Consider the following 25572-nt stretch of genomic DNA (forward strand, 5'->3'; position numbering starts at 1 on the left):
AAATAATAAATAAAATATCCCTTGATAATTATGAGAGAATAACAAAGTTCTATACATGAAAACCTAGCCGTATAAAAAAGAAACAAGATACAACGATTTTCGTCATATCTTGTTTCTTTACCTAACTATTTTTCTCAACATATAACAGCGTTACGTTTGTCCTAATACACCATTCAAATATAAATCGATCAATTGTTCCACATTCAACGGTTCTTCTACAGATCTTTTTGATCGAGTGATGTACGGTGCCAACACTAAGAAAAAATGCCTTGCTGCAATTTCTTTGGAAATCCCACTTCTTAACACGGATTGGTTTGTTGAAAAAATTTCTTCAAATGGTTCACGATAATTTTTCTTCCATAGAAAGAAAAGATAATCTCTCGTTTCATTGGAAAGATTGCTCTCAAGGTCGTGAAGCATCAGAAATAAATCAACAAGATGCGTCTCAATCAAAAATTGAGCCATTTTTGTCAACATCACTTGAAATGTCGTTTCGCTTGTTTGGACGATTTCTCTCAACGCTTTCCCAACATCTTCTAAGTGCTTTTCTAATACTGCTGTATATAACTTTTCTTTATCACTAAAATAGTGATAAAGATTGGGCTGGGTGATCCCAACTTTTTGTGCGATCTCTCTTGTTGAAGTACCAAGATAGCCCTTGGACATGAACAAGTCAGTCGCTTCTTTTAAAATTTTTTGTTGCGTGTCTTTATTGTATCGATGGACCATTTTTCCACCTACTTTTTGGTTATTCTTTTTCTTTCAATACACCATCTTCCATCATAAATATTCTATCGCATTTGTCAATCAACCGTGTGTCGTGCGTCACCATGATTGTTGCTTTATTTTTTTCTTTTGATTCTTTTGCCAAAATATCGACTACTTCTCTTGCCTTTTCTGAATCCAAACTGGCAGTTGGTTCATCTGCTAGAATAATAGACGGATCATTGTACAATGCACGAGCAATTGCCACCCTTTGTCTTTCACCACCAGATAGTTCTTCTGGATACTTGTTGATTAGCTTATCCACGCCAAGCTGCTCAAATAATTCTTTTGCTTCTTTTTGCCGACGTTCATGTTTGATTTTATCTACTAATAATAACTGCTTTTTTACTGTCAGAAAAGGAACCAGATTTGATGCTTGCAAGATAAAACCAATTTCTTTGAAGCGGAGTTTAACACGTTCGCTTTCTTTTTGATTACTGAATTCCTGATCATTGATAAATACAGATCCGCTGCTAGGTGTCTGCAATCCACCTGCTAAAGTCAAAAAGGTACTTTTTCCTGATCCCGAAGGACCGATGATTGCAACAAATTCCCCCTTATCGATACTCATTGTTGTTTCTTTCAATGCTTTTACTACTTGGTCGCCATCTTGGAAACTTTTTTCTACTTCTTTAAATTCTATTGCTTTCATGTTCTTCCTCCTTCTTATCCAATGGCCTTCAGCGGATCGATTTTCACGATCGTCCGAACAGAAAATAGTGCGCCTAACACAGCCACTACCAACATCAACAAGCTAATGACGCCAAAAAATAGCCAATTGCTTTGGAATGGAACCGCATCAGGTAGAACAAGAGATGTTCCCACTGTTCCCACTAGACCAAGAAGAATACCAACAAAGGATAAAATGAATGTTTGTGCCACTACAGAGCGTGCAATAAATCCTCCCGTGATTCCTTGGGCTTTCATTACACCAAAGATATTGATTTTTTGCATCGTCAGTACATAAATAAAAATCCCGATCACGATAGCCGCAATAACAATCAAAAAGCCAATCATAAACCCAAAAGTCAATACTTGTGCATTGTATCCAGGTAATTCATTGATGAATTTAGAAATTTTGATCTGTTCCAAGTCTTCAGGTAAATCGTTGATTTTTCCTCTGACAACTATTGCATTGATCCGTGCATTCTCACTTGTGTCTTCTTTTTCGAAGCGGATTTGTTGGTAAGCATTGATGGTCATATAAAGAACCGGTGAAACATTAAACTTGGCATGATCCGTAAAACCAGTTAGTTTAAACGTCTTATCACTACCAGATAACTTAACCGTATCTCCTACGGCTAGACCATATTCTTCCTTCAGGCTAATATCGCCTATTGCCTCATCATCGTTATTAAAAGCTTTTCCTTCAACAAGATTCGGCATGATGAACTGATCTTTATCGATACCAAAGAAGCTAACATTGATTTTTCCTTCTTCTGTACTGTCTTTACTAGTCACGACTCCTGGAGTTTGGGCAAGATAGGCCACTTTTCCACCTTCAACTTCTTCTGCGGTCTTCTTAGTAATCATGGACATCCCTAGATTTGAATTTGCATCTTTCGATAGAACGATCGAATCTGCCTCCCACTTGTCAACCGCCGTTCGATTGTCTTGAGCTAAGCCATAAGCTAACCCGGTCAAAAAAAATACCAAGTAGGCGATTAAAAACATCACCCCTGCAACTAATGCGTAACGTAACTTTGAATGCATAATTTCATTTAATGCTAAAAACATTTAATTCCTCCTCTTGAAATAATTATTTTATACAATAATTTTATCACTTGATAAATTTTTGGCGAATATTATGCTCAAAATACATTTTCGCTTTTTTATTATATCTCCTTATGATGTCTAAACGCTTTTTAGTTAGTATTTTCAGTTTTTTTATTATAAAAATAGCATTTCACATAATAAAAGACCGTGATGTTTCTCACGGTCTTTTTTCTACTCTATTGCGATTGGCTCTCTTAGCTAGTACTTTAAAAGCTAACTCATTGAGATAGTGAAAACGTGGGGTATATTCAGCCAAAAATCCAAAGTTTTCAACTGCTAACTGTGGAATCGTGTTTTTTTGTTTCACGATATCAGCAAGCAAGTTCAAATCTGATAATAAAAATTCTTTGCTTATCAGCTGTCCACCAATGATTTCTAATGTATCTGGATGATAGATCAGCTTTGCATTTACTGTTTTATTTTCTTCATAGTATTGTGGAAATAGGTCAAACTCTCCTGAACAAGAACAGGCACTTTGTTCCAAAAATGGTGCTTCGTCTTCTGTCAACCCAACAGTTCCTAAAAAGTGGTCGGTAATGACCGTTGCTGTTATTTTTTGTTTGAGATCATAAGCAGTCGGCTGCTCGCACAAAGTCAACGCTACCGCTCTCGCCATATGTACAGCTCGAGTAACTAAGGGCAAAAAGAGATGCCGTTCTTTTTTGTCAAAACTGACTGGAACGATATCGCCAATCGCATAGATATCCGAATCACTTGTCTGCAGGTATTCATTGACCATCACAGTGTCGTCCTCATACAATGCCACTTTGTCTTTTAACAATGACGTATTTGGACAAGTTTGAGCAGAAAAAATGACGATATCTGCCTTCAGTGTTTGAGACAAAAGTTGTACGGATACTACTTCTTCTCCTGATTTTTTCCAATCAATCAAAAATTCATTTGGATGAAAGTTGATTTGCTTGGTTTTCAGCTGATTTTGAAAACTGCCAATCATATCTTTATCGAAATATCTTGATAAAACATTCGGCATGTAATCAACTAAATGAATCATATGTCCCTTATTTCTCAAAGCATCTGCTAATTCTAACCCAATATAACCAGCACCAAAAATTACTACTTCTTTTGCTTCTTTCAAAGCGGCAAGTACTTGTTTAGATTGCACTAGATTTTTATAGGTGTAGACATTTTCAGCTTCAATTTGTTTATATAAAGTGGCAGGAGATGAACCTGTTGCCACGATTAGTTTATCATAGGTTAGGGTTTCTTTTTTTCCTTCCTCAGAAGTGAGGATGAGCTGATGTTTGTCTGGATCAAGTTCAGTTACTCTCCATTCGGTGATCAGTTTTGCACCACTTGCTTGAAGAGTCTGCTCGTTGTTTGCAGCTTCAGCTAAACTATGTATCTTTCCTTTTAAATAAAGATTGATCCCATTTGAAACATAGCCTAATCCATCTTTGTGATTTTCATCGATCAACAGAACTTCTGCCTCCGGTTGAAGTTTGCGTATATTTAGGGCAGCGGTGATGCCTGCATGGGAAGCACCAATGATCACGATTTTCATGTTTTATTCATCCTTAAATTCAATTTTTCTAAATAGCATTCTTTTAAAAATTGGTTCAAATAGGGAAAATCATAGTTAAATTCATTACTCGTAAATACAAAAACTTTAGCGGACTTCTGTGACGGGTATTCTTTCAATTGGCTAGTCAAAATGACATCATATTGCTTGTCTTTCTCGTATTCCACTAAATCATATTTGATCGTATTCAACAACTGTTCTTGAATGATTTCTTTCACGATATCCGCCATTAGCCTTTCGTACGGAAGATCATAAGCAATTTGCAAGCGCAATTCCAATTGCTTGATTAGCGTTCGTAAAATAGATGCATAGCGAGCAAATAATTCAAAACGGGCATTTCCCTCGTCTGCTTCAGTAAAATCCACAATAGCAAATGTTTGTCTGACCAGCCTTTCACATAAAACAAGGAATTGTTTATCTTCTACTTCAGTTAACCGTTGTTTCAATCCTTCTTGACCAAAAATATTCATCCATCCTCTAAAATAGGCAAAATGAGCGTGATTTTGCATCACTGTCAACGCAATCTTTTGCGAAATCTCTTCTGGAAAAGCATAGAAAGAAAAATATTCTTCTATCGATTGTTTAAACGTTCGATTCAATTGAGCCACTACGTCATCTTTGTATTTTTCGCTTATCAAAAATTCCTGAACATGTGAATTATGTGTATCTAATGTAAAGTTACTGATCATGAAAAGATAAAAAACCAACGTTTCGTTTTGATCCCAAGGAAAGGCATATTGAAAGAAATAACGAGTCAAAAATGTATGGAGCTCCAATAAAAATTGTGTCGTTTGAAACAATCCAACAGGAAGATTACTATAATCTGGTTTGGCTTTTTTCGTACAGCGCATCCGTTTCTTCATAATGGAAAGCCATATTTCAAATTTCAGTCGCCCTTCTTCTGTAATGGCAAAACTGAACTCTTTTTGTAGCAGATCTAAAAAAGTGTTTCCTGATAAATCGCTGTAATATCAAATTGAAGCGGGACATCGTCAACATTGAACTCGCCTCGCGTAATAATAGCGATGATATCTGGCAGGAGAGTATTTGTATCCCACGAACCCATCCCGAAACGTAAGGTATGGCTTCCTGCTGATAATAAACTCCCGCTAGTAACCTTGATGGGGGCACCGGCAATATACAAGTAGGCGTTGTTCCAGTCAATTGCTTTTAATACATCACTGCTTGATACATGTTCCGGTAAATTGATGATTGCAACGAAGGCAAAACCTTGTGCAGTGATATTCACCAAATCAAGTACATTTGTTAGTTTCACATGACTTTCCCAATGAAAACGGACCGTGCCACCTTTCCAAGGATCATTTGAACCATCGTTTAAATAAGTAGCAGTCAATTTAGGCAACTGGTTAGCCCCAGTTAGTTGGACAAGCTTCCCGCCATTCACTGCACTACGTCCACCATTTGGAGGTACGATGTTTTCGTATGTGGACGGATCATAAGAAATGGTAGGAGGCGTTGCTCCAACAGCTTTTGCCGAAGGTGAAAAGATAAATATACTTAAAACAAAAAGTGAAGTAAAAAAGAAGGAGCGAAAAAATGTAAATTTATTTTGTAACAACATGTTCATCCTCCTTTTCCTTTCTTCTCCATAACAACAACCACGCAAGAAGCCATAATTCTATACCAATAATCAAATAAAGAACACGGATCCTTTGTTCATTCGTCTCTGGGAATACGCCATGTTGATTAGCTTCTTTATAAATCGATGGCTGTGTCTGTTGTTTTGAGGCGCCATTGACTGAACCACTTGGATGAGGAACTGGACTTAGATCATAAAATGTAATCGTGCCTGAACTTTTGGTATCTGCTTGGACTGGCTCTTGCCAGCTGAAGAACAGCAAACTTGCAATAATCCCTCCTAATAAGATTGATGTTTTCAACGAAATCACCTCATCGTATTGTTTCTCCTTTTTTCTTTTTCTTGTGGAACCACAAAAACAGCAAAATCAACAGTAACACTAGAACTGCAACAACCAATCCTACATAAAGCCATGGGAAAGATTGTTCTTGTACTTCAAAAACGGAATTTTCATTTACTTTCTGTGCTTTTTCTTTTTTGATCGTAAAGTTTTGTGTAAATCGCCATTCATTACTGTCACCTGATTTTGCTATGATTTCTGCGCGGTAATCACCGGCTTTTGCTTTATCACCAGCTAAATCAAGATTCAAGTGAAAATTCGAATTTGGTGCAACTAAAAATGCATTAGACGTATTTTCAATATAAAGCTGATTTTCATAATAGATCTTGCTCGTAAATATCAAATTACTGATAATCGTAGGCTGAGGATTTTGGAAACGAAGCTGGACAGTGGGCTTTGCATTGACCTCGTTCAAATCTCCTGATAAAAGTTTCAGATCCGGTTCTATCGTCTCTTGACTTTCTTGTAAAACGACTGCGAGATTATAAGCAATACGATTTTTGATTTGTGCTCCTTCTGTAGCATTTTCTGCTTCAGCTTCTTCTTTAGGTGAAACATGAATACCCGCTAATACACGTCCCTTAAAGCTTTTAGCTGGGATTTTTACTTCTACAGGTACAGTTGTTTCAGCATGCGCTGGTACATTGACTTCCTTTTTGGCAACGGTCAAAACGTCACGGACATCAAACGGCAAGGTCCCATCTAGCGTTGGATTTTTTTGACTATAATCGATTGTTCCACCATCACTCGTTACCGCCGGATTAACAGAGACCTCAAATGTTCGTTCTTGATCTAAAGAATTGCTGATAATTACTTCCAGTGTCTGATTTTGGTCCGGTGCCACTAATAAATCAAAATAACCGATTGCTTTATCTATTTGATTCTCTGGAAATACCGGTTTGATCCCAAAGTCTCCTGCTGAATCCTCTGCTTGACTGATTGACGGAAAAATGAAAAATAGACTTAAAATAGAAAAAAACGAAACAAACAGTCGTTTACTTTGATTCATTGTCCACCACATCCTTTCAACAACAACTGCGGTAAAAAGATTCTTCATCCATAGTATTTTCACCGCAGTTTGTTGAATTTATTTCATATTCTATGCTACTGGGCCAGCCACGAGGTTCCAAGTCAAATCAGCCGTGAATGTTCCAGCTGCTGCTTTAGGTACTTTCAGCGTGATATTTGCTGGATCATAAACAGAAAGCCATGTTCCTAGACCTTGGTCTTTTGCTGCTGTAAATATTGGTGTCGCTGCACTTGCTTTACTTAATCCAGTCACAGCTTGACTAGTTGGTGCAGTGGCTTCGTTATCTGAGGTACTTTTCACAGTGGATGTCCCAAAATCCAATTCAGCCCCTTGCAAAACTTGTGAACCGTTTACAAAATCTGAAACCGAAACTGTCACGTTCCATCCTTGCGCTTGCCCGTCTGCACCTACACCTCGACGATCTGATACTTGAAGATAAGGTGTATCATTTTTTGAAGCGTCTATTTGATATGTCTTTGTTCCACTTTCAATCTCGTGTGTACCAAACGGCAATTCGGGAACTACATCCAGTGTTAAAGGACCTGTCTGGCCAGTTCCTGGATTTTCCGGATCTGCCGGCTCTACTGGTTTAGAAGGATCAGTAGGGTTAAGAGGCTCCACGGTATTTGTTGGTTCAGTAAAGGTAATATCTCCTTTTGAAGTTGCTTGACCTTCAGCAAAAGCTGGGGTTGCCAAGCCGCCTAGAAGAAGTGTTGAAAGTAATAATGTCCAATCATGTTCTTTTTCATAATAAATCACTCCTTTTTCTTAGTGACCTAAGTATAGTAGACACAGCATGCAAAAAATCCTCATGAATTCATACGCTTACTTGAAATTCTGACCCTTTTTGTATAAAAGAGAAAAAAGCAATAAAATCGTTTACATGAATATTCTTCTTTTTTTATTAAGTTTGAAAAAACATTTCAATTTTCTTTTTTTCGTTTCAACTTATTCTATTAATGCATCTCTGACCCATATAAATAGGAGTACGGCATCAACTGCCGCACTCCTATTGTTTTCGTCATTTGTATCTTAAATAAAACGATTCTCACGCAATTTTATTTTTTTGATATCTTCTACTGTTTGCGTTCCAGCTAATTGCATGACCATTTCCAATTCTGTTTTAAAGAAATCAAACACTTGACGGACTCCTGTGCTTCCTCCTAAAGACAATCCATAAATAACGGGTCTGCCAATAGCAACAAGATCTGCACCTGATGCGATTGCTTTGAAAACATGCTGTCCGCGTCGTACACCGCTGTCAAACACGATTGGTACACGTTTATCTACTGCTTCTGCCACATATTGCAACGAATCAAACGCTGCAGGACCACCATCTAGTTGACGGCCACCATGATTAGATACCCAGATTCCGCCAGCACCAGATTCTAATGAACGATAGACATCTTCTTCTGACTGGACACCTTTCACATAGACTGGCAAATCAGAATGAGCAGCAATAAATTCTACATCTTTTGGACTAAGCTTCTGTTTGGAAGATTTGTACACAGCATCCATCGTTTGGCCTACTCCTGATTGATAAGCCTGAACGATCGGCATTGGCAGTGGGAAGGTAAACCCATTTCTGCGGTCTGTTTCACGGTTTCCGCCAACTGTTGCATCCGCTGTCAATACGATTGCTTTTGCTCCATTGCGTTTGGCCACTTCAAGAATATCCAAATTGATTCCATCATCTTTACTCATATAAAATTGAAACCATTGCGGTGCTTTCTCCCCGCCTGCTTCTCTTATTTCTTCTAAAGTACAAGAAGCGTAAGAACTTGCTGTATAGATCGTCCCAAAATCTGCTACACCTTTTGCAGAAGCTTTCTCCGCCTTCACATGAGCTAAGCCATGAGCAGCAACTGGTGCCATGATGATTGGTGCAGTCAGCGTTTCTTCGTCAAAATGTGTAGTTGTATCGGGTAATTCTACATCTCTTAATATATGAGGAATAATCAGCTGATGATTGAATGCCCGTTCATTTTCTTGATAAGTAAATAAGTCGCCAGCCCCACTGCTGATGTAACCATAACCACCAGCCGGAATCACTTGTGAAGCCGCTATTTCTAAATCTTCCATATTGATAAAATCCACTATTCCTTCATTTGTACCTGCTTGATACGTTTTTTCCATTTCAATGCCTTCCCTCTATAAAAAATTGAATGAACAATATGATAGCGTTTACACATTTTATATTACTCTTCCGTATTGATACAGGCAAATAATCTGTTTACATTTCAATCATTCCAGTTGTACTACTCTGAAAGAAATGTTTAGAACACAAATAGATAAAAAACGATGGGACTTTGACAAAAGTCGTGTCAAAGTCCCTTTTACGAAATACTGTGGATGCCTATTGAAATAAGTGCGGGTTGTTTCTTTGTGTTTCAATCGTTTCTTGCTATTCTTCGTTTAATTTTGGATTACCGTTTTCTTCCTTGAACGCATAAGGTCCCAATCCAAAAAGCTCAGTTAGTATTTGATTCACGATTTCATATAGCTCGGTGTGATTGGACACATGATTATTGAAAATCATCTCATTATCACCACGTTTAAATCTCACATTCGGGCTCTCATGATGAACCTCTATGCAGTTTTCCTCTTTTTTTAACTGACGGACTTCTGAAAACATCTCATAAATATCTTCTCCAATAAAACCTTCAGCAAGCGCCAGACTGTCCACAAGACCGCCTACTGTCAACTCAGAGATTATCGCTTTGTTGGAACCAAGCTTTAATGTATAGCTTGTTGCTTCTACTACGCCGCATGCATTGCAACCGCCTTCTGATAGTTCACTTTTTCTGATCAATTGAACTTCTTTCATTTTCTGTTCCTCCTCTTAGTTTTCTACTTATGTATTTTTTATCACCTGACATAAGTGAACTTTATCGTCACGATCACGTGATTTATTCTTCAGAGATTCTATTTATCTATCTAACATATCTTTTAATCTTCTACTTTTCTTTCTTTAGCATATAAGAGATACGCATAGTAATCAAGCAAGGATTGTTGATATAAAAAGAACAAATACCGCTATTTTGATTTCTTTTGACTCTATTACTCATATAAATAAAATTTATTATACCTGCTCTTTTTGACTATATCCTCATCTGACTCCTATACTTCGTTTGTATTAAAACTTAGGAGGAATCATTCATGCTTACAGGGTTAAACTTATTAAATAATCCTTTTCTAAATAAAGGAACAGCTTTTACAAAAGAAGAACGGGCAAAATACGGAATCACTGGTATGCTTCCAAGTACTGTCCAAACATTGGAACAACAATCTGTCCAAGCTTACGGTCAATACTTAAGCAAACAGACCGATTTGGAAAAACGTATCTTCTTAATGAATCTATTCAATACGAACCGGACATTGTTTTATAAATTGATGGGCGAACATTTAGTTGAATTCATGCCTGTCGTTTATGATCCTGTCGTTGCGGATTCAATCGAACAATACAACGAAATTTTCTTGAAACCACAAGATGCTGCATTTCTTTCAATCGACGAACCAGAAAACATCAAAGCAAGTTTGAAAAACGCAGCAGATGGACGCGACATTCGTTTGATCGTTGTGACAGATGCAGAAGGAATCTTAGGTATGGGTGACTGGGGTGTGAACGGTGTTGACATCGCTATCGGTAAATTGATGGTCTATACTGCTGCGGCTGGTATCAATCCTGCACAGGTCTTACCTGTATCGATCGACGCTGGTACTAATAACGAAGAATTATTGAATAATCCATTATACTTAGGGAATCGTCATGCTCGTGTAGAAGGCGAAACTTACTACGAATTCATCGATCAATTCGTTCAATCAGCTACTGAATTATTCCCAGAATTGTTATTACATTGGGAAGATTTTGGACGAGGAAATGCTGCAACGATCTTAGAAAAATACGAAGATAAAATCACTACTTTCAATGATGATATCCAAGGCACAGGAATCGTTGTACTAGCTGGTGTATTAGGTGGATTGAATATATCAGGTGAGCAATTGAAAGATCAAACAATCTTGACATTTGGTGCTGGTACTGCTGGTGTAGGTATCGCAAACATCCTTTTAGATGAAATGATCCGTCAAGGTGTACCTGAAGAAGAAGCACGCCAACATTTCTATCAAGTAGATAAACAAGGTTTATTGTTTGAAGATACAAAAGGATTGACTCCTGGTCAAATCCCATTCGCTCGTAAACGCTCAGAATTCACTAATGCTGATGAATTGACAAACTTAGAAGCAGTTGTAAAAGAAATCCATCCAACGATCATGATTGGTACTTCTACCCAACCTGGAGCATTCACTGAAGAAATCGTGAAAGAAATGGCGGCTCATACCCCACGTCCAATCATCATGCCTTTGTCTAATCCAACAAAATTGGCAGAAGCAAAAGCAAAAGATTTGATTGAATGGACGGACGGAAAAGCTTTAGTTGGAACTGGTATCCCTGCTGCTGATGTGGAATATAACGGTGTAACTTACCAAATCGGTCAAGCAAATAATGCGTTGATGTACCCAGGATTAGGGCTTGGTTTGATTGCTTCAACAGCTACACGAGTAAATGCTGAAATCATTTCTCAAGCTAGTCGAGCATTAGGCGGAATCGTTGATGTAACAAAACCAGGAGCAGCTATCTTGCCTCCAGTAGCAAAAATCACTGAATTCTCTCAAACGATTGCTGAAACTGTCGCAAAATCAGTTGTTGCACAAAAATTGAATCGTGAAGAAATTACGGATATCAAAGAAGCAGTTGAATCTGCTAAATGGGTTCCTGAATATAAATCTTTAGAAGATTAAGATTGTTATAGTAAAAGAACATACAGAAACTTTGTATGACGTCTAAAAAGAAAAAAGCGACTGCGGCAAAAGAGCAGCCAGCCAACTACTGCTCTTTTGCCGCTTCTCTTTGGCCTTTTTTCATACGATACAGAATAAGAAAGGATCTGTAAAAATGGCACAAAAAACAACAACTGCAACTGCAGTTGAGGAAAAGAAAAAAGAAGGATTTTGGTCAACAAAAATTACCGGCGTAAGTTTGCCCCTTTATTTGATCATGGTCCTTGTCCTGATCATTGCAATGGCTTTAGGAAAATTACCGACGAATATGATTGGCCCAATCGCTGTTTTGGTCATTTTCGGTAATTTATTTCATTTTATCGGGACAAAAATCCCTATCGTCAAAAGTTATTTAGGTGGTGGCTCCGTCTTTGCGATCTTTGCCTCTGCTGCAATCGCTACATTTGGGATCTTACCTGAGTATGTAGTGAAATCCACAGAAAACTTTGTCAGCAATATGGGCTTTTTAGACTTTTATATTGCTGCCTTGATTACTGGTAGCATCCTTGGTATGAACCGTAATCTATTGATGAAAGCTTCTGTTCGTTTTATTCCTGTTGCACTTATTTCAATGGTCGTCTCCTTTTTTGCCGTAGGACTCGTAGGTATGCTTATCGGAAATGGTTTTGCAAATTCCGTTTTATATATCTCATTGCCCGCAATGGCTGGTGGTGTTGGAGCCGGAGCTGTACCTTTATCAACGATTTATGCAAATGTTTTAGGTACGGACGCTTCTTCTATCATTTCCCGCCTGATTCCTGCGACAGCAATGACAAATGTCCTAGCTATCATTGGTGCAGCGTTAGTTGCTCGTGCGGGACAATCAATGCCAAAATTCAACGGTAATGGTAAATTAATGGAAAAAGGCGACCTTGGCGATGGAAAACCTAGAAATGTAAAACCTTCCATTCCACAATTAGGTGTTGGTCTGATGGTATCATTGACTTTCTTCATCTTAGGACAAATCGGTAACTATTTTGTTCCTAAAGTCCATGCGTACGCATTCATGATCATTATCGTTGTTATCTGCAAAATCGCAAACCTATTACCAGAATATTACGAAGATGCAGCTATCATGTTCAACAACTTGATTGTCAAAAACTTGACAGCAGCTGTTCTTGCCGGTATCGGTATTGCGTTATTGAATCTGAATGTATTGGCTTCTGCTTTGACATGGCAATTTGTTGTCTTATGTTTGACAAGTGTTATCGCGATTTCAGTGGTTTCAGGATTTGTCGGTCGTTTGTTTGGTTTATATCCAATCGAATCAACTATTACTGCTGGCTTATGCAACAACTCGATGGGTGGTACAGGAAATGTAGCTGTCTTATCTGCAGCTAATCGGATGGAACTTATTGCTTTTGCTCAAATGGGCAATCGGCTTGGTGGTGCCATCGTTTTGATCATCTCAGGTTTCTTGATGCAATTACTTTCTTAGTCAAAAAAATACCTGATCATCAAGTATCGACTTGATGACCAGGTATTTTTTGATAAAAATTTACAGGATTTTCAAAAATCTTTTTTGCATTTTATCGGAATGATAACCGATGTGTTCATAAAATCGGTGTGCTTCTACTCTGTATTTTGCAGAATTAAGTCTTATTGCTGATATTCCTCGTCTTTTCGCTTCTTCTTCTACGCCAGTCATCAAGGCCTTTCCGATTCCTCTTTTTTCAGCATGTTTAGACACAGCAAGTGCCATAATATTGAACATCGGATCGCTGAAAATCGCTTCATAGGACTCCGCATGTACATAGCCAGCTGCTTTTTTAGAAATAGGATCTTCATAAACCAAAAAAAAATTTTTTTCTGGCTCCTTCAACAGTTTCTTCATTTGTCTCACCGTAACGGTTAATGGTACATCATACCCTAATTGTTCCGCATTGATTTCTCGTAGTGCTTCTGCATCTCCTAAACGCATTTCCCGCAACATCCAAATCACCAGCCAATTTTTATTTTTTTAAATGAATTTTTTTATCACAGTATACTCCTTTTTTCATTTAAAAAAAGACTTTTCAGTGATTTTGACTTGCTTGAATCCAGATCCTTCTAATGTTTGCAAGATGACGAAAGCATTGTAAAGATTGATCAAAAGAACCACGATGACAATCGCTTGAAAAATAAAGGTCACTTTTTTTGGAGACAAAATCCTGCTAAATCTTGCTCCCCACAAACCTCCAATAACAGCAGCGGGGATAACATAAAACAACATAGATAAATCAAAGCGCATAAAGCTACTTGTTAAAGCAATCGTTACCAATTTTGCCAGTTGAGAAAAGAAAATCGTAGATAGAGAATATAGTGTTGCTTCTTTTATTGGCAATGCAAACATCAGCATCAACAAAGAAACATTGACTGGTCCACCACCAATACCTAAAAAGCTAGCTAAAAAGCCCAGAACCACCCCACATATAAGGTACCAAGTCCATGACGTCAAATGAAATTTTGGCTGATGATGCTTGGTGTAGAAGAACGCAAAAACCAAGGTCAATACCGTCAAAAAAATTTGGATCAGCTGCACATGCTTCTCGTTTTCAAATAACTGTAAAAAAACTTCGAATACAATGTTGCCGACTACTCCTCCAACAACAGCTCCACTAGATACCCAACCGACAATCTGCCAATTCAGTGATTTCCCGCTTGATACTTGTCGCACAGTCGAAACAATGGACATCGTGAATACCGCAACTGTTGAGTAAAAAGAAATCCCTGCAACAGAATGGGCACCGATAAGATCAAGGATCGGTTTGATCAACACGCCTCCACCCATCCCGGAAATAGCGCCAACTGTATTCGCCAGAACGATCACCACAAAATAAATCAGACCAATCATCTTGTATTTCCTTTCTCTTGTTTATTTCTTTTGGCGATTTTTACTCTTTTCTTTTATTATACAGTAAAAGAAACAAACGAGGCTTCGAAAGCTTTTCTACTTTTTAAGGAAATTTAGTGCTAAACGAAAAGAGGTTCTGAAAAAGCTGTCCTGCATCAAGTAATAAGAACAGCCAAACAAAAATAGCTCCTCCTATTTTTCGTTTGGTTGGGCTTATTACCGCAGATGCAAGCTTTTGAACACCGTTTAAGAAAGAGGTCGTGAGCCTGCCGTTCAGCTCCGAGTTACAAGGAACAATTTCAAAAAAAGCTTCTCATGTTTGATGAATATTGTGACCGAGGAGTTGGTAGGAGAACACCGTTTAAAGAAGAGGCTGCGAAATCAGTGTTTTGACCTGATTATTAGAGAAACAAACGGCAAAATAGTTCTTCATATTTCGCCGTTTTTCGAGCGAATGCCGAGGAGCAGCTGATTGAACATCGTTTATTTGGAAAAAGGGATTGTGACAAGACGTTTGTCACAATCCCTTTTTTATATCTTATTCATTCTTTCGTTCTATTCTTCTTCTTCCGCCATGAATGTATTGAATACTTCTTCGATCATATCCCATTCTGCGTCTGTTTCGATTTGTTCTAACTCGCCTTCTGTTCCATCTTCGTTTTCGATGTATGCATAAGCTTGTAATTCTACATCTTCATCTTCTGAAACACCAGCTGGATATAAAAGAACATAGTTACGTCCAAATTCTTCTTGTCCGTCAACTGTTAGCAAGATTTCGTATAATGTTTCATTTCCTTGGTCATCCACCAATGTGATGTGTTCGTGTCCTTCGTGTTCGTGGGAATGGTTATGTTCTGTCATAAGATTACCTCTTTTCTTTTTATTATTAAAATAATTGCTTACCTGAGCCGTCTAAATAATTTTGTAAAATCATCACAGCTGCTAATTTATCGATGACTTTTTTTCGTTTCGCTCTTGAAGTATTTGCCTGCTCTACTAGCATACGTTCTGCCTGAACAGTGGTTAGTCGTTCATCTTGATAATCAACCGGCAAGGAGAATAGTTCTTTGATCTTCTCTCCATATGACATGGAAGCTTCTGCCCTTGGTCCGATGGAATTGTTCATATTCTTAGGTAATCCAACTACAAAACGGTCTACTTCGTACTGCGCCACTAATTCCTTCAACCGATCAAAGCCAAACTCTTCTTCTGCTTCATTGATTCGAATGATTTCTACACCTTGAGCTGTCCAGCCAAAGGGATCGCTCACAGCAACGCCTACTGTCTTAGAACCGACATCCAAGCCCATTACTCTCATAAATTCACTCCATGATTTGAGAGGTAGTCTTTGACAATTACTTCCATGATTTCATCGCGTTCGTGACGGCGAATCAAATTTCGTGCATCACGATAACGAGGAATGTAGGCCGGGTCTCCAGAAAGCAAGTAGCCGACAATCTGATTGATTGGATTGTAGCCTTTTTCTTCCAAAGCCCGATAAACAATCGCTAATGTTTCGCTCACTTCTTTTTTGCGACTATCGTCAAAACCAAAACGTACGGTTTCATCTGTAAAACCCATGATTCTACACCTCTTTCCCGCAAGGTAATTCCAGCTTACCTTCTACACCCTTATTTTACTCGAAGAAAGGGAAAACTACAAACAAATATTCCAAACTTCTGAATAAATTAAGAAACATGATTTGTCTGATTTTTCCTTTTTTCTGTGGCTTTTTCAAAAGCCCTCTTTCCATAAAGTATACGCTATATTTCTTTGAAAGTATGTTTTTACACATTTTTTTCATAAAGTTCATAAAAAATTCGAATTGCTGCTACTAGTTTTTCGTTTTCATTGCTTGCCCTGTCTCATAATTGATGGTGTAGCCATCTTGAACATTGTAGATAAAGACATTGAATTCAATTTTTTTGTCTTCAATACTTTCTGCTTCCAACTGCACACCTCTTGCTACCAGTTCATTTCCCTCGAAATGAGGAGTGACACGATAGCGTACATGATGATTTGTTTCTTTGATATATGCCGCAATATCATTTTCGTGGGCAAGCATGTACGGAGCATTCAACGAACGTGTCCCTGTCATTAAGTTTTTAATGTTATTATTTTGACCAGTCAACTGGAAACCAATCAAATGGCTGCGGTTGTATAACCATTGTCCGTCACTTAATTTCTTTTGTTTCCAACCTGTCGGATCAATATACAAAGGTTCTCTCTTTTCAGTAGGAAACAAGTCTTTTCCCAACATCGCATTGGCTTGTCCTACTCTGTTCAATTTGTCTATATTTGAATAGCTTTCCCATGTCCCTTTGGAAAGACTAAGATCCTCTTTTGTAAACTCCGGCTGATTCCCATTGATTTCTATTTCTTGATGTTTTCCATCATATTCTGGTACATCCGCTACTTGAGAAGCTTGCGGTGTGGAATCAAAAATAGTTGTAATTTGTTGGAAGATATCTGAATCTTTTTGTGTGGTGGAAATACCGAGTGCCCCTGCAATGACAGCAGCGACGATCCCCACGATCGCCTTGGTTGTTTTTTTGCTCATTTCTTTACTCCTTTACTAACAGCTCCCTAAATCTTAACATATGTTCCCCTATAAATAAATACTGGAAAGAAATAGAAACAGTAAAAAAATAAAACCAGTTTTTAGACGGCTTAAAACACAAAAAAGAGACGGATTCCTCGTCTCTAATCGTTCACAACTCTATCTGTGAGGTATTTATTATCATTAAAATTTTTTTCATAATCAAGACAATACGTTGATTTCACACCCTCTTTTAAGCGGGTGACGGGAATCGAACCCGCGACATCAGCTTGGGAAGCTGGGATTTTACCACTAAACTACACCCGCGATACAAAAATAGTATACGCCTCTTTTACTCCTTCCTCAAGTTTTTTTATTCTTTACGCTTCCGATATGTTTTGTAGTAAAATAAAACTAATCAATCAATTATTGGAGAAGATGCTATGACGGGAAAAGAATTAGATCTGCTGCTAGACACTTGTCTACTCGCTGGGAAAATCATGATGGAAAGCAATGCAGAGATGTATCGAGTAGAAGATACGATGAGTCGAATTGCTTTAGCTTCTGGAAATTTCCGTTTGGTCAGCTATGTCACGCAGACTGGTCTCTTTATTGGTCTTGATCGTACCTCGACCATTCGAATGGAACAAATCACCAACCGTTCGATCAATTTAGAAAAAGTAGTAAAAGTGAATGATCTTTCACGTAAGTATGTTGCTTCAGAACTAACATTAGAAGAACTTTACAGTGAATTGCAGGCAATCGACCGAGACCGTTCGTTCTTTCCTGTCTGGTTGCAGATCGTTAGTGCGGCAGTTATCAGTGGAACAATCATGGTGTTATTCGGCGGAAAGATGACCGATTTGCCTGTGACTTTAGTTATTGGTGGATGGGGATACGCAGTTTATCTGTATAGTTTGAAATTTTTTAGAATCAAATTTTTATCGGAATTTTTATCTTCTTTATTGATTGGCATAGCTGCTATCTACAGTGTTCGTTTTGGCTTAGGAAGCAATCAGGATTTAATTATTATCGGATGTGTGATGCCTTTGGTTCCTGGGGTTCAAATTACGAACGCTATCCGTGATTTGCTAGCTGGCCATTATGTGTCAGGGGTTTCTCGCGGAACAGAAGCGATGATGACTGCTACGATGATTGGTTTTGCGATTGCTTTTATTTTCCAGCTTTTTTATTAAGAAAGGAGCACGAGTATGGGCACGTTATTTATTCAATTTTCTTTTAGTTTTTTAGCGACTGCGGCATTTGCCATTGTTACAAATGTCCCTAGGCGTTCATTGATTTGTTGTGGTCTTTCTGGTGCTTTCGGCTGGATGATTTACTGGATCTGTGTTCAAATGGGCGGATCTGCTGCTTTCGGATCATTGCTTGGCTCTTTAGGAGTCGCATTCATCAGTGATCTTTTCTCTAAACGTTTGAGAATGCCTGTAACGATTTTCAATATTCCTGGGATGGTTCCTTTAGTCCCTGGTGGTTTGGCTTATCAAGCGGTTCGAAATCTCGTTACTGAATCCTATCAAGAAGCAGCTCATTATGCGGTCCAAGCAATCATGATAGCTGGAGCAATTGCTTTAGGTCTCGTATTATCGGAAGTCTTTAACCATAACATCCGCAACTTCAAAGTAAAGCGCGATGCCATCATGTTGAAACGAAAAAAACGGCTTTTTAAATAAACGAAATGTAACAAAGAAAAGGATATGACAGAAATAATTAGCTTCACGAAATAAGACAGGATTCACGAAAAAGGTTTCTTAAATTTTTGTGAATCCTATCTTATTTTTCGAAGAAACTACTTCTGGAACACTGTTTAGTAGAAATGGTGAAAGCAGCGTCTTGGTCTGAGTATTAGCAAACAAAATGGAAAAAGGAACTTGCATGATTAACTTAAGTCTGTTTACTAAAAAGTGAGATATGATCCTTTATTTTTAATTGTTTAAAATGATTCATTCCTTATCTTTTCTTGAATAAATTTCTTTAGTTTATCAATACTTCTCTTACCCATCTCTAGTTGTTCTCCATTCGTAAACGTTACTATTTCATTTACTCGGTTAATAGATGCAATGTTTTCAGTATTAATGATGTAGGCTTTTAAATCTTTACATAAATACTCATATTCCAGTGTTTTTTTATATTTTTTTATTGTGCCGTTTATGAGTGCCTCTTCGTCTTTCAATACCAAGCCTATCTTATTTTTATAACCTGGCATACTCATTAGATAAAGAATTTCATCGTAATGGATATAATGATCGCTATTGCCATAACGAACAGACGTCCACTTTTTTTGTTTGCTTGTTGAACAGGCTCGTTCTCTTTTTCTTTCAATAAGTAACTTTGGATGTTTTTTTTATTTTTTTCATAAGTGAATTCTTTTATCAAATACCCGCTAGGCGTAATATTTCGGTTAATAACAGCTATTGCTTTATTCGGATGAGAGGTCAAATAAACAATTCTACACTTCGCATTCTTTTCTCTAAGCATTTCTCCTAGTTCAATCCCGCTGTAATAAGCGTTCAAATCGATATCAAGAAAAAAATATCCGATGAACGAATATCATTGTTTTTGACAAATTCAACAAACTGCATGACGTTCAATCCCTTGATTATCTCGAAATTCCAAGGAATCAGTAAATTTCTGGATTCTTCTAAAATATCTTCTATCATTTTTTCAAAAACCAAACTGTCATCCAAAATAAATATACGTGTTATCATACAAAGTACCTCCACTTGATATTTTACTATTTAAATTATTGCATACCATTTTTCTAAATACATTTTAGGAATAAATTGTAATTCTCTTCACAATCTTTTCCAACACCTTTGAAACCGCTATTAACTACATTCAGCATGCAACTTCTAAAATAAATATCATTTTACAAAACATATCAAATAGCCAAATATCTCATACAAAAAAAGCCAGACAACCAACGTCCTTACACGTCAACTGTCTGAGCTATGTTCATTTATTTTTTCTTTTAAAAAGAACGATACACATACTGATTTTTCGGAGCAGAGACTTTCTCAGCGTTTGTCACAACTACAGATGGAATTTCACGCTTGAATGGTTGATAATAGTCCGATTGGATGGTTCCTTCTATTTTATACCACTCATCGTTTTTAACCGTTACTCCTTCCGGCATATGTGTTAACAATCCAAAGACTCCTGAATCTGCCACACAATGGATAATACCGAATCGGAACAAGAAGATATCTTCATTGCTATCGTTTGGTGTTTGGTAAACAAATCCTTCGTAGCTGATTTTTTTGCCAATGAATTCGCTAGGGTAATTATAGATCAGCTCCATGACTTCTAAATAATTTTCATCTGTGATCTCGATAGTCTGCTTATCCCCATACTTCTCTTTCAGTTCATTCATTTGGTCTAAATAGTCTGATTTGTTGAAATAAATACTTGTATCTGGCTTTAGGTATTGCGTCTGCATCTCCGGGTCCCCTACCGATTCTTTGCTTACCGGAAAATTAAATCCTTTGGCTTCTACGATCGTAGTATCCAGACTAACTGTTGGAAACAACGTACCAACGATTACTGGCAAAGCAAGCAGTACATAGGCGATTCCACGTTGATAAGGTTTCGATAACCCATGGTCGTGATCATGATCATGCTCGTGCGTCTCTTCCTCTGCTTTTCCGTTTTTGACCCACAAATACAGCTGAACTAAAGCCAAAAGAGCAGATAAAATCATTGAAAGAATAGCTAAGTAGCGATAATGGACATTGATATATTGATCAAGTTTACCAGAAACTTGCAAATACATCATCAATTCGAAATAGCCAGATAAAAACAAAAACCGCAGCATATTTTTCCTCCTAGATAAATAATGTGAATCCAACAACGCTAAGGGCAATCAGTCCGATCAGCGATAAAATAAAACGTCCTGTAAAATATCGTTTCATCATCAATAGATTTTTGATATCGACCATTGGACCAAAAACCAAAAAGGCAGCTACAGGTGCTGTGCCGAACAGACTTAACAAAGAAGACCCGATAAACGCATCTGCTTCTGAGCAAAGAGACATCGTAAAAGCTAATAACAGCATGATAATGATGGCTAAAATCTTTGTTGAGCCGAGCGTTAGCATCATTCTAGTTGGTAAATAAGTCTGCATCGCAGCTGCGATTAACCCACCAATGATCAAATAACGACCTGTATCAAAAAATTCATCGATTGAATGTGTCAACACATGCCCCGTTTGATGGATCAGCCGATTTTTTGGTTCATTCTTATCACTGTGTTCTTGTTCATGCACATGATGATGGTGATCTTCTGCTACTTTAGAGGAGATTTTTTCTTTCAATACAGCGTCTTTTTGAAAATAGGCAAGCCAGACACCAATCACAAGGGCAACAAAAAAGCTGCCCATCACCCGCCAGCTTGCCATCTGCCAAGAATTGCCAAATGCGATAAACGTGGAAAAAATCACAATGGGATTAATGATTGGCGCTGTCAGCATAAAAGCAAATGCTGTGTGGACCGGCACGCCTTTTTTTACAAACTGATGAACGATTGGTACGATGCCGCATTCACATGAAGGAAAGAAAAATCCTAAGATCGAACCAATAAAAATAGAGAATATACGATTTTCAGGAAGCCATCGCTTCACACGTTCTGGGGTCAAAAATACTTGTAAGGCGCCTGAGATAAGACAACCTAATAGTACAAAGGGCAATGCTTCGATAACAATTGATAAGAAAATCGTACTCATCTGCAAAACCGAATTGGGAATAAAAGAAAACATGAGTTTCCTCCTTTTCATTTCTAGTTCATTCGCTTTGCAAATATACGCTTTTATTCAAAAAAAAACAAGTTGCTCTGTAAATTTTTACACAACTCTTATTTTTTATCGAAGCAATTCAATTGACTTTTTCTATTATTCCCATTAGATTAAGGTCTCGTACATATCACTGCTATCACAAAAAGGAGAATGAAAATGAAACAAACCACTAACTTGACTGAAGTTCAATACATACTGCAACAATCATCCGTTGCCATCGTTTATCTTTCGATGCCTAATTGCAGTGTTTGTCACGCTGTTCGTCCACGATTGGAGGAGCTGCTCACCCATTATGATATTCCGGCACTTCATTTGGATGCATTCGAAACACCAGAAGTAGCTAGCAGATTTGAAGTATTGACTGCGCCAGTTGTTCTGATTTTTCATCAAGGCAAAGAGGTCTTTCGGCAAGCGCGGTTCATCGACTTTAAAAAAATCCGTCATTTACTAGATGAACTGACAGCAGAAGATGACTCTCTTTCTTATGAAGAAATCTTTCGAACAGAATAATCATTATCCAAACAGAAAAAAGCGATTGAACAAGTGAAAGTTTCGCCTTCATTTGTTCAATCGCTTTTTATTTTTATTCTGCTGTATTTTCGGAATGCGCATTTGCGTCAGAATGCAAGAAATAGATCAAGGTTTGCAATTCATTCGTCAAATCAACATTTTGGATCAATACATCTGACGGAGCATTCAATCGAGCAGCGGTAAAGTTCAAGATTCCTTTGATTCCTGCTTCCGTTAACTGATTGACTACTTCTTGTGCTCTTTCAGCGGGAATCGTTAAAATCGCTACTTCGATTTGCTGGATCTTGATTTGTTCCGACATATCTTCCATTGGATAAACGGGGATACCGTCTACGATGCGTCCAACGATTTCTTCATTCACATCAAAAGCACAACTGATACGTATGCTATTACTTTGATGGAATTTATATTTTAGTAAAGCACTTCCCAAGTTCCCTACACCAATCAGCGCAACATTTGTCAATTGATCATCATTTAATGTCTTCGCAAAAAAGTGCATAAGATCTTCTACATCATACCCATACCCACGTTTTCCTAATTCGCCAAAATAAGAAAAATCTCGACGGATCGTTGCGCTATCTACTTGAACGGCTTCACTTAATTCAGTTGAAGACACTTTTTTCTTTCCAGCATTATTTAAAATCCTTAAATAACGATAATACAAAGGCAGTCTTTTAGCTGTCGCCTTTGGAATAATATGATCTTTCACGAAATGACCTCCACGTATTGTCTAATTACATCTTTGATTTCTCCATCATAGCAGTATTTATAGGAAAAAATCAATTCCATTGCTCAGATATTGTGAAATTTTATTCTTTATTCATTTATTTATCATTTCTGCAAATCTCGCAGTATAATGGAATTTATGGTAGACTACTAATTGAAAAATAGTTTTTTATTTGAGGAGAATTCACAAAGTAGAAAAGAGGATTCCATGATATTATTACAAGCCAATCAGATTGCTCGCCATTTTGGTGCAGAAGTCTTATTTGAAAACATACATTTAGAAATCAGTACAGGCGCTCGTGTCGCTTTAGTTGGCAGAAATGGCGCCGGAAAATCAACTTTATTGAAGATCATTGCTGGAATTGAAGCGCCAGATGAAGGAAAGATCGCTAAAAATAAAACAGCGACTCTCGGATACCTCGCTCAGGACACAGGACTTGATTCCAATGAAACAGTGTGGAACGAGATGCTGAAAGCTTTTGAACAAGTTAGACAAATGGAACAGCGGATGCGCGAACTAGAGATTTTCATTAGCGAAGGTACGCCAGATACACCCGCTTATACTTCTTATTTAAAAGAATATGATCGACTGCAACACGATTTTTCGGATCGAAACGGCTATGGTTATGAAAATGAAATTCGTTCCGTATTGCATGGGTTTAAATTCGATTCTTCCTTTTATGATCAGAAAATCGATACTTTATCAGGTGGACAGCGTACACGTTTAGCTCTAGCTCGCATGCTTTTACAACACCCTGACATTTTGATTCTAGACGAACCCACGAACCACTTGGATATTGAGACACTTTCTTGGCTTGAAAATTATTTGCAAAGCTATACCGGTGCATTACTGATTGTTTCCCATGACCGTTATTTTTTAGATAAAGTAGTCAATGAAGTCTATGAATTAAGCAGAAGAAAAATGCGCCATTACAAAGGCAACTACTCGAAGTATCTAGACTTGAAAGCAGAACAGCTGACAAGTGAATGGAAGGCTTATGAAAAGCAACAGACAGAGATTCACAAATTAGAAGACTTCGTTGCTCGGAATCTTGTTCGTGCCTCTACCACTAAACGGGCGCAAAGTCGCAGAAAGACATTAGAAAAAATGGAACGTCTGGATCGTCCTCAAGGGGATGAGAAACAAGCAAACTTTCTTTTCAGTATAGAAAAACCTTCTGGAAATGTTGTCTTGCAAATCGAAGATGCCGCTATCGGATATGATGATGTCACCTTATCTGAACCAATCAATTTGGATATCCGTCGTCAAGAAGCGATTGCTCTAGTTGGTCCGAATGGTATCGGAAAATCAACGTTGCTGAAATCGATCATCCACCAGATTCCTTTTATCCGTGGCAAAGAAACGCTAGGGACAAATGTCACCATCGGCTATTACGATCAAGGGCAAGCTGATCTGCATACAAACAAGACGATTCTAGCAGAATTGTGGGATGAGCATCCTACCACTCCAGAAAAAGAGATTCGAAGTGCTTTAGGTGCTTTCTTATTTTCTGGCGAAGATGTAGAAAAACCAATCCCTTTGTTAAGTGGCGGTGAAAAAGCACGGGTTGCTTTAGCCAAATTAGCGATGAACAAAGAAAATTTTTTGATTTTGGATGAACCAACAAACCATTTAGATATTGACAACAAAGAAGTATTAGAAAATGCATTGATCGATTATGACGGCACACTGCTTTTTGTTTCCCATGACCGATATTTCATCAATCGGATCGCGACAAAAGTCGTCGAACTCTCTGAAAATGGCAGCAAAGTCTATCTAGGAGACTATGATTATTATTTAGAGAAGAAACAGGAAGAAGAAGAAATCGCCGAATTATTGGCACAAGATGAGCCAGAATCCGCTCCTGCTCCTACGAATAAATCCGATTATTACCAAAGCAAAGAACAGCAAAAGCTTATCCGTAGCCTTCAACGAAAAATCACTCAGGTTGAAGAAGAAATGACGCGGATCGATGAATGGATCGATCGGTTGGAACAAGAAATGGTCGCACCAGAAAATCTGGAAGATCACGTAAAACTCAATGAGCTGAATCAAGATTTAGAAGCTGCTAGACAAGATCAAGAAACAAAATTGACGGAATGGGAAGAACTAAGCTTGGAATTAGAAGAATACGAGAATTAAAAGCCAATGGAAAGAGGTTGTGACAGCACTGTTGTCATAGCCTCTTTCTTTTTTATGCAGAAACATAGCGAAACCGTTCTCTTTTTCTTACTATTTTTCTCT

26 protein-coding genes, 1 tRNA gene and 3 pseudogenes are annotated in these 25572 nt (G+C 37.8%); 6 read left to right on the plus strand and 24 right to left on the minus strand.

All coding sequences use genetic code 11. From position 1 onward, the window contains the following. Positions 1-150: 150 nt before the first annotated feature. From AB3I27_RS06850 to AB3I27_RS06900, 11 genes and pseudogenes are all read right to left on the minus strand, one after another. Positions 151-729 (minus strand): TetR/AcrR family transcriptional regulator, encoded by a 579-nt coding sequence (locus AB3I27_RS06850; RefSeq protein ID WP_104771446.1) that lies wholly within the window; start codon positions 727-729, stop codon positions 151-153. 19 nt (positions 730-748) lie between these two features. Then, positions 749-1417: an ABC transporter ATP-binding protein gene (locus tag AB3I27_RS06855; RefSeq protein WP_002308499.1), complete on the minus strand. Its 669-nt coding sequence runs from the start codon at positions 1415-1417 to the stop codon at positions 749-751. A gap of 14 nt (positions 1418-1431) precedes the next feature. Continuing rightward, on the minus strand, positions 1432-2502 hold the full coding sequence (locus AB3I27_RS06860) for an ABC transporter permease (RefSeq protein WP_222897044.1): 1071 nt from the start codon (positions 2500-2502) through the stop codon (positions 1432-1434). Positions 2503-2698: 196 nt separating this feature from the next. Beyond that, complete coding sequence (locus tag AB3I27_RS06865) at positions 2699-4063, minus strand: NAD(P)/FAD-dependent oxidoreductase (protein WP_104771448.1); 1365 nt, start codon at positions 4061-4063, stop codon at positions 2699-2701. Further along, positions 4060-5049, minus strand: a pseudogene (locus AB3I27_RS06870) (M protein trans-acting positive regulator); the annotation flags it as partial. The pseudogene AB3I27_RS06870 and the gene AB3I27_RS06865, both read right to left, overlap by 4 nt. Further along, positions 5043-5663: pseudogene (locus AB3I27_RS06875) on the minus strand (hypothetical protein); the annotation flags it as partial. The pseudogenes AB3I27_RS06870 and AB3I27_RS06875, both read right to left, overlap by 7 nt. Then, complete coding sequence (locus AB3I27_RS06880; protein WP_002308491.1) at positions 5647-5982, minus strand: hypothetical protein; 336 nt, start codon at positions 5980-5982, stop codon at positions 5647-5649. The pseudogene AB3I27_RS06875 and the gene AB3I27_RS06880, both read right to left, overlap by 17 nt. A 10-nt stretch (positions 5983-5992) precedes the next feature. After that, the gene (locus AB3I27_RS06885) at positions 5993-7030 is read right to left on the minus strand and encodes a DUF916 and DUF3324 domain-containing protein (RefSeq protein ID WP_104771449.1); all 1038 of its coding nucleotides are present in this window, start codon (positions 7028-7030) and stop codon (positions 5993-5995) included. Between the two features lie 90 nt (positions 7031-7120). Continuing rightward, positions 7121-7800, minus strand: a pseudogene (locus tag AB3I27_RS06890) (WxL domain-containing protein). Between the two features lie 283 nt (positions 7801-8083). Then, the gene (locus AB3I27_RS06895) at positions 8084-9187 is read right to left on the minus strand and encodes an alpha-hydroxy-acid oxidizing protein (RefSeq protein WP_002308487.1); all 1104 of its coding nucleotides are present in this window, start codon (positions 9185-9187) and stop codon (positions 8084-8086) included. Between the two features lie 268 nt (positions 9188-9455). Further along, positions 9456-9878 (minus strand): DUF4809 family protein, encoded by a 423-nt coding sequence (locus tag AB3I27_RS06900; protein WP_368022956.1) that lies wholly within the window; start codon positions 9876-9878, stop codon positions 9456-9458. Between the two features lie 332 nt (positions 9879-10210). Between AB3I27_RS06900 and AB3I27_RS06905 the strand changes: the two genes are divergently transcribed. Then, positions 10211-11851, plus strand: a complete 1641-nt coding sequence (locus AB3I27_RS06905) for a malolactic enzyme (protein ID WP_002308484.1) — start codon at positions 10211-10213, stop codon at positions 11849-11851. A gap of 154 nt (positions 11852-12005) precedes the next feature. Then, positions 12006-13328 carry a 2-hydroxycarboxylate transporter family protein gene (locus tag AB3I27_RS06910; RefSeq protein ID WP_002308483.1) on the plus strand — a complete coding sequence of 441 codons (1323 nt, stop codon included), beginning with the start codon at positions 12006-12008 and terminating at the stop codon, positions 13326-13328. Positions 13329-13388: 60 nt separating this feature from the next. On the opposite strand, the gene AB3I27_RS06915 is transcribed toward AB3I27_RS06910, so the two are convergent. From AB3I27_RS06915 to AB3I27_RS06945, 7 genes are all read right to left on the minus strand, one after another. Beyond that, positions 13389-13823, minus strand: coding sequence for a GNAT family N-acetyltransferase (locus AB3I27_RS06915; protein WP_222897041.1), 435 nt, complete (start codon positions 13821-13823; stop codon positions 13389-13391). Positions 13824-13886: 63 nt separating this feature from the next. Continuing rightward, entirely contained in the window at positions 13887-14723 is an 837-nt protein-coding gene (locus AB3I27_RS06920; RefSeq protein ID WP_002313455.1) for a sulfite exporter TauE/SafE family protein, read from the minus strand. A 555-nt stretch (positions 14724-15278) separates the two neighbouring features. Next, complete coding sequence (locus tag AB3I27_RS06925) at positions 15279-15584, minus strand: DUF1292 domain-containing protein (protein ID WP_002308458.1); 306 nt, start codon at positions 15582-15584, stop codon at positions 15279-15281. 25 nt (positions 15585-15609) lie between these two features. Beyond that, positions 15610-16041 (minus strand): Holliday junction resolvase RuvX, encoded by a 432-nt coding sequence (gene ruvX / locus AB3I27_RS06930; RefSeq protein ID WP_002290886.1) that lies wholly within the window; start codon positions 16039-16041, stop codon positions 15610-15612. Then, complete coding sequence (locus AB3I27_RS06935; RefSeq protein WP_002290885.1) at positions 16038-16304, minus strand: IreB family regulatory phosphoprotein; 267 nt, start codon at positions 16302-16304, stop codon at positions 16038-16040. Before AB3I27_RS06935 ends, ruvX begins: the two co-directional genes overlap by 4 nt. Positions 16305-16557: 253 nt before the next feature. Continuing rightward, positions 16558-17283 carry a DNA/RNA non-specific endonuclease gene (locus tag AB3I27_RS06940; protein ID WP_002313453.1) on the minus strand — a complete coding sequence of 242 codons (726 nt, stop codon included), beginning with the start codon at positions 17281-17283 and terminating at the stop codon, positions 16558-16560. Between the two features lie 235 nt (positions 17284-17518). Continuing rightward, a tRNA-Gly gene (locus AB3I27_RS06945) sits at positions 17519-17589 on the minus strand. A 116-nt stretch (positions 17590-17705) separates the two neighbouring features. Between AB3I27_RS06945 and AB3I27_RS06950 the strand changes: the two genes are divergently transcribed. After that, positions 17706-18458 carry a threonine/serine exporter family protein gene (locus AB3I27_RS06950; protein WP_002308449.1) on the plus strand — a complete coding sequence of 251 codons (753 nt, stop codon included), beginning with the start codon at positions 17706-17708 and terminating at the stop codon, positions 18456-18458. A gap of 15 nt (positions 18459-18473) precedes the next feature. After that, positions 18474-18953, plus strand: coding sequence for a threonine/serine exporter family protein (locus AB3I27_RS06955; protein ID WP_002308447.1), 480 nt, complete (start codon positions 18474-18476; stop codon positions 18951-18953). 260 nt (positions 18954-19213) lie between these two features. Here the strand turns inward: AB3I27_RS06955 and AB3I27_RS06960 are convergent, their stop codons facing one another. From AB3I27_RS06960 to AB3I27_RS06980, 5 genes are all read right to left on the minus strand, one after another. Continuing rightward, the gene (locus tag AB3I27_RS06960; protein WP_235688745.1) at positions 19214-19486 is read right to left on the minus strand and encodes a LytTR family transcriptional regulator DNA-binding domain-containing protein; all 273 of its coding nucleotides are present in this window, start codon (positions 19484-19486) and stop codon (positions 19214-19216) included. 5 nt (positions 19487-19491) lie between these two features. Beyond that, positions 19492-19758 carry a hypothetical protein gene (locus AB3I27_RS06965; protein ID WP_235688803.1) on the minus strand — a complete coding sequence of 89 codons (267 nt, stop codon included), beginning with the start codon at positions 19756-19758 and terminating at the stop codon, positions 19492-19494. Between the two features lie 32 nt (positions 19759-19790). Further along, positions 19791-19988, minus strand: coding sequence for a hypothetical protein (locus AB3I27_RS06970; protein ID WP_002308443.1), 198 nt, complete (start codon positions 19986-19988; stop codon positions 19791-19793). Positions 19989-20251: 263 nt separating this feature from the next. After that, positions 20252-21094, minus strand: coding sequence for a TIGR03943 family protein (locus AB3I27_RS06975; RefSeq protein WP_104771453.1), 843 nt, complete (start codon positions 21092-21094; stop codon positions 20252-20254). A 10-nt stretch (positions 21095-21104) separates the two neighbouring features. After that, positions 21105-22034, minus strand: coding sequence for a permease (locus AB3I27_RS06980; RefSeq protein WP_104771454.1), 930 nt, complete (start codon positions 22032-22034; stop codon positions 21105-21107). Between the two features lie 192 nt (positions 22035-22226). Here AB3I27_RS06980 and AB3I27_RS06985 point away from each other — a divergent pair, with 192 nt between their 5' ends. Next, complete coding sequence (locus tag AB3I27_RS06985; protein ID WP_104771455.1) at positions 22227-22580, plus strand: thioredoxin family protein; 354 nt, start codon at positions 22227-22229, stop codon at positions 22578-22580. A gap of 73 nt (positions 22581-22653) precedes the next feature. Here AB3I27_RS06985 and AB3I27_RS06990 read toward each other — a convergent pair whose 3' ends face one another. Next, positions 22654-23310, minus strand: coding sequence for a redox-sensing transcriptional repressor Rex (locus AB3I27_RS06990; protein ID WP_002287746.1), 657 nt, complete (start codon positions 23308-23310; stop codon positions 22654-22656). Positions 23311-23535: 225 nt separating this feature from the next. On the opposite strand from AB3I27_RS06990, the gene AB3I27_RS06995 reads away from it, so the two are divergent. After that, positions 23536-25470, plus strand: coding sequence for an ABC-F family ATP-binding cassette domain-containing protein (locus AB3I27_RS06995; protein WP_104869267.1), 1935 nt, complete (start codon positions 23536-23538; stop codon positions 25468-25470). The last annotated feature ends 102 nt before the right edge of the window (positions 25471-25572 follow it).

The sequence above is a fragment of the Enterococcus sp. C46 genome, assembly GCF_040887565.1.
GTDB classification, from domain to species: domain Bacteria; phylum Bacillota; class Bacilli; order Lactobacillales; family Enterococcaceae; genus Enterococcus_B; species Enterococcus_B lactis.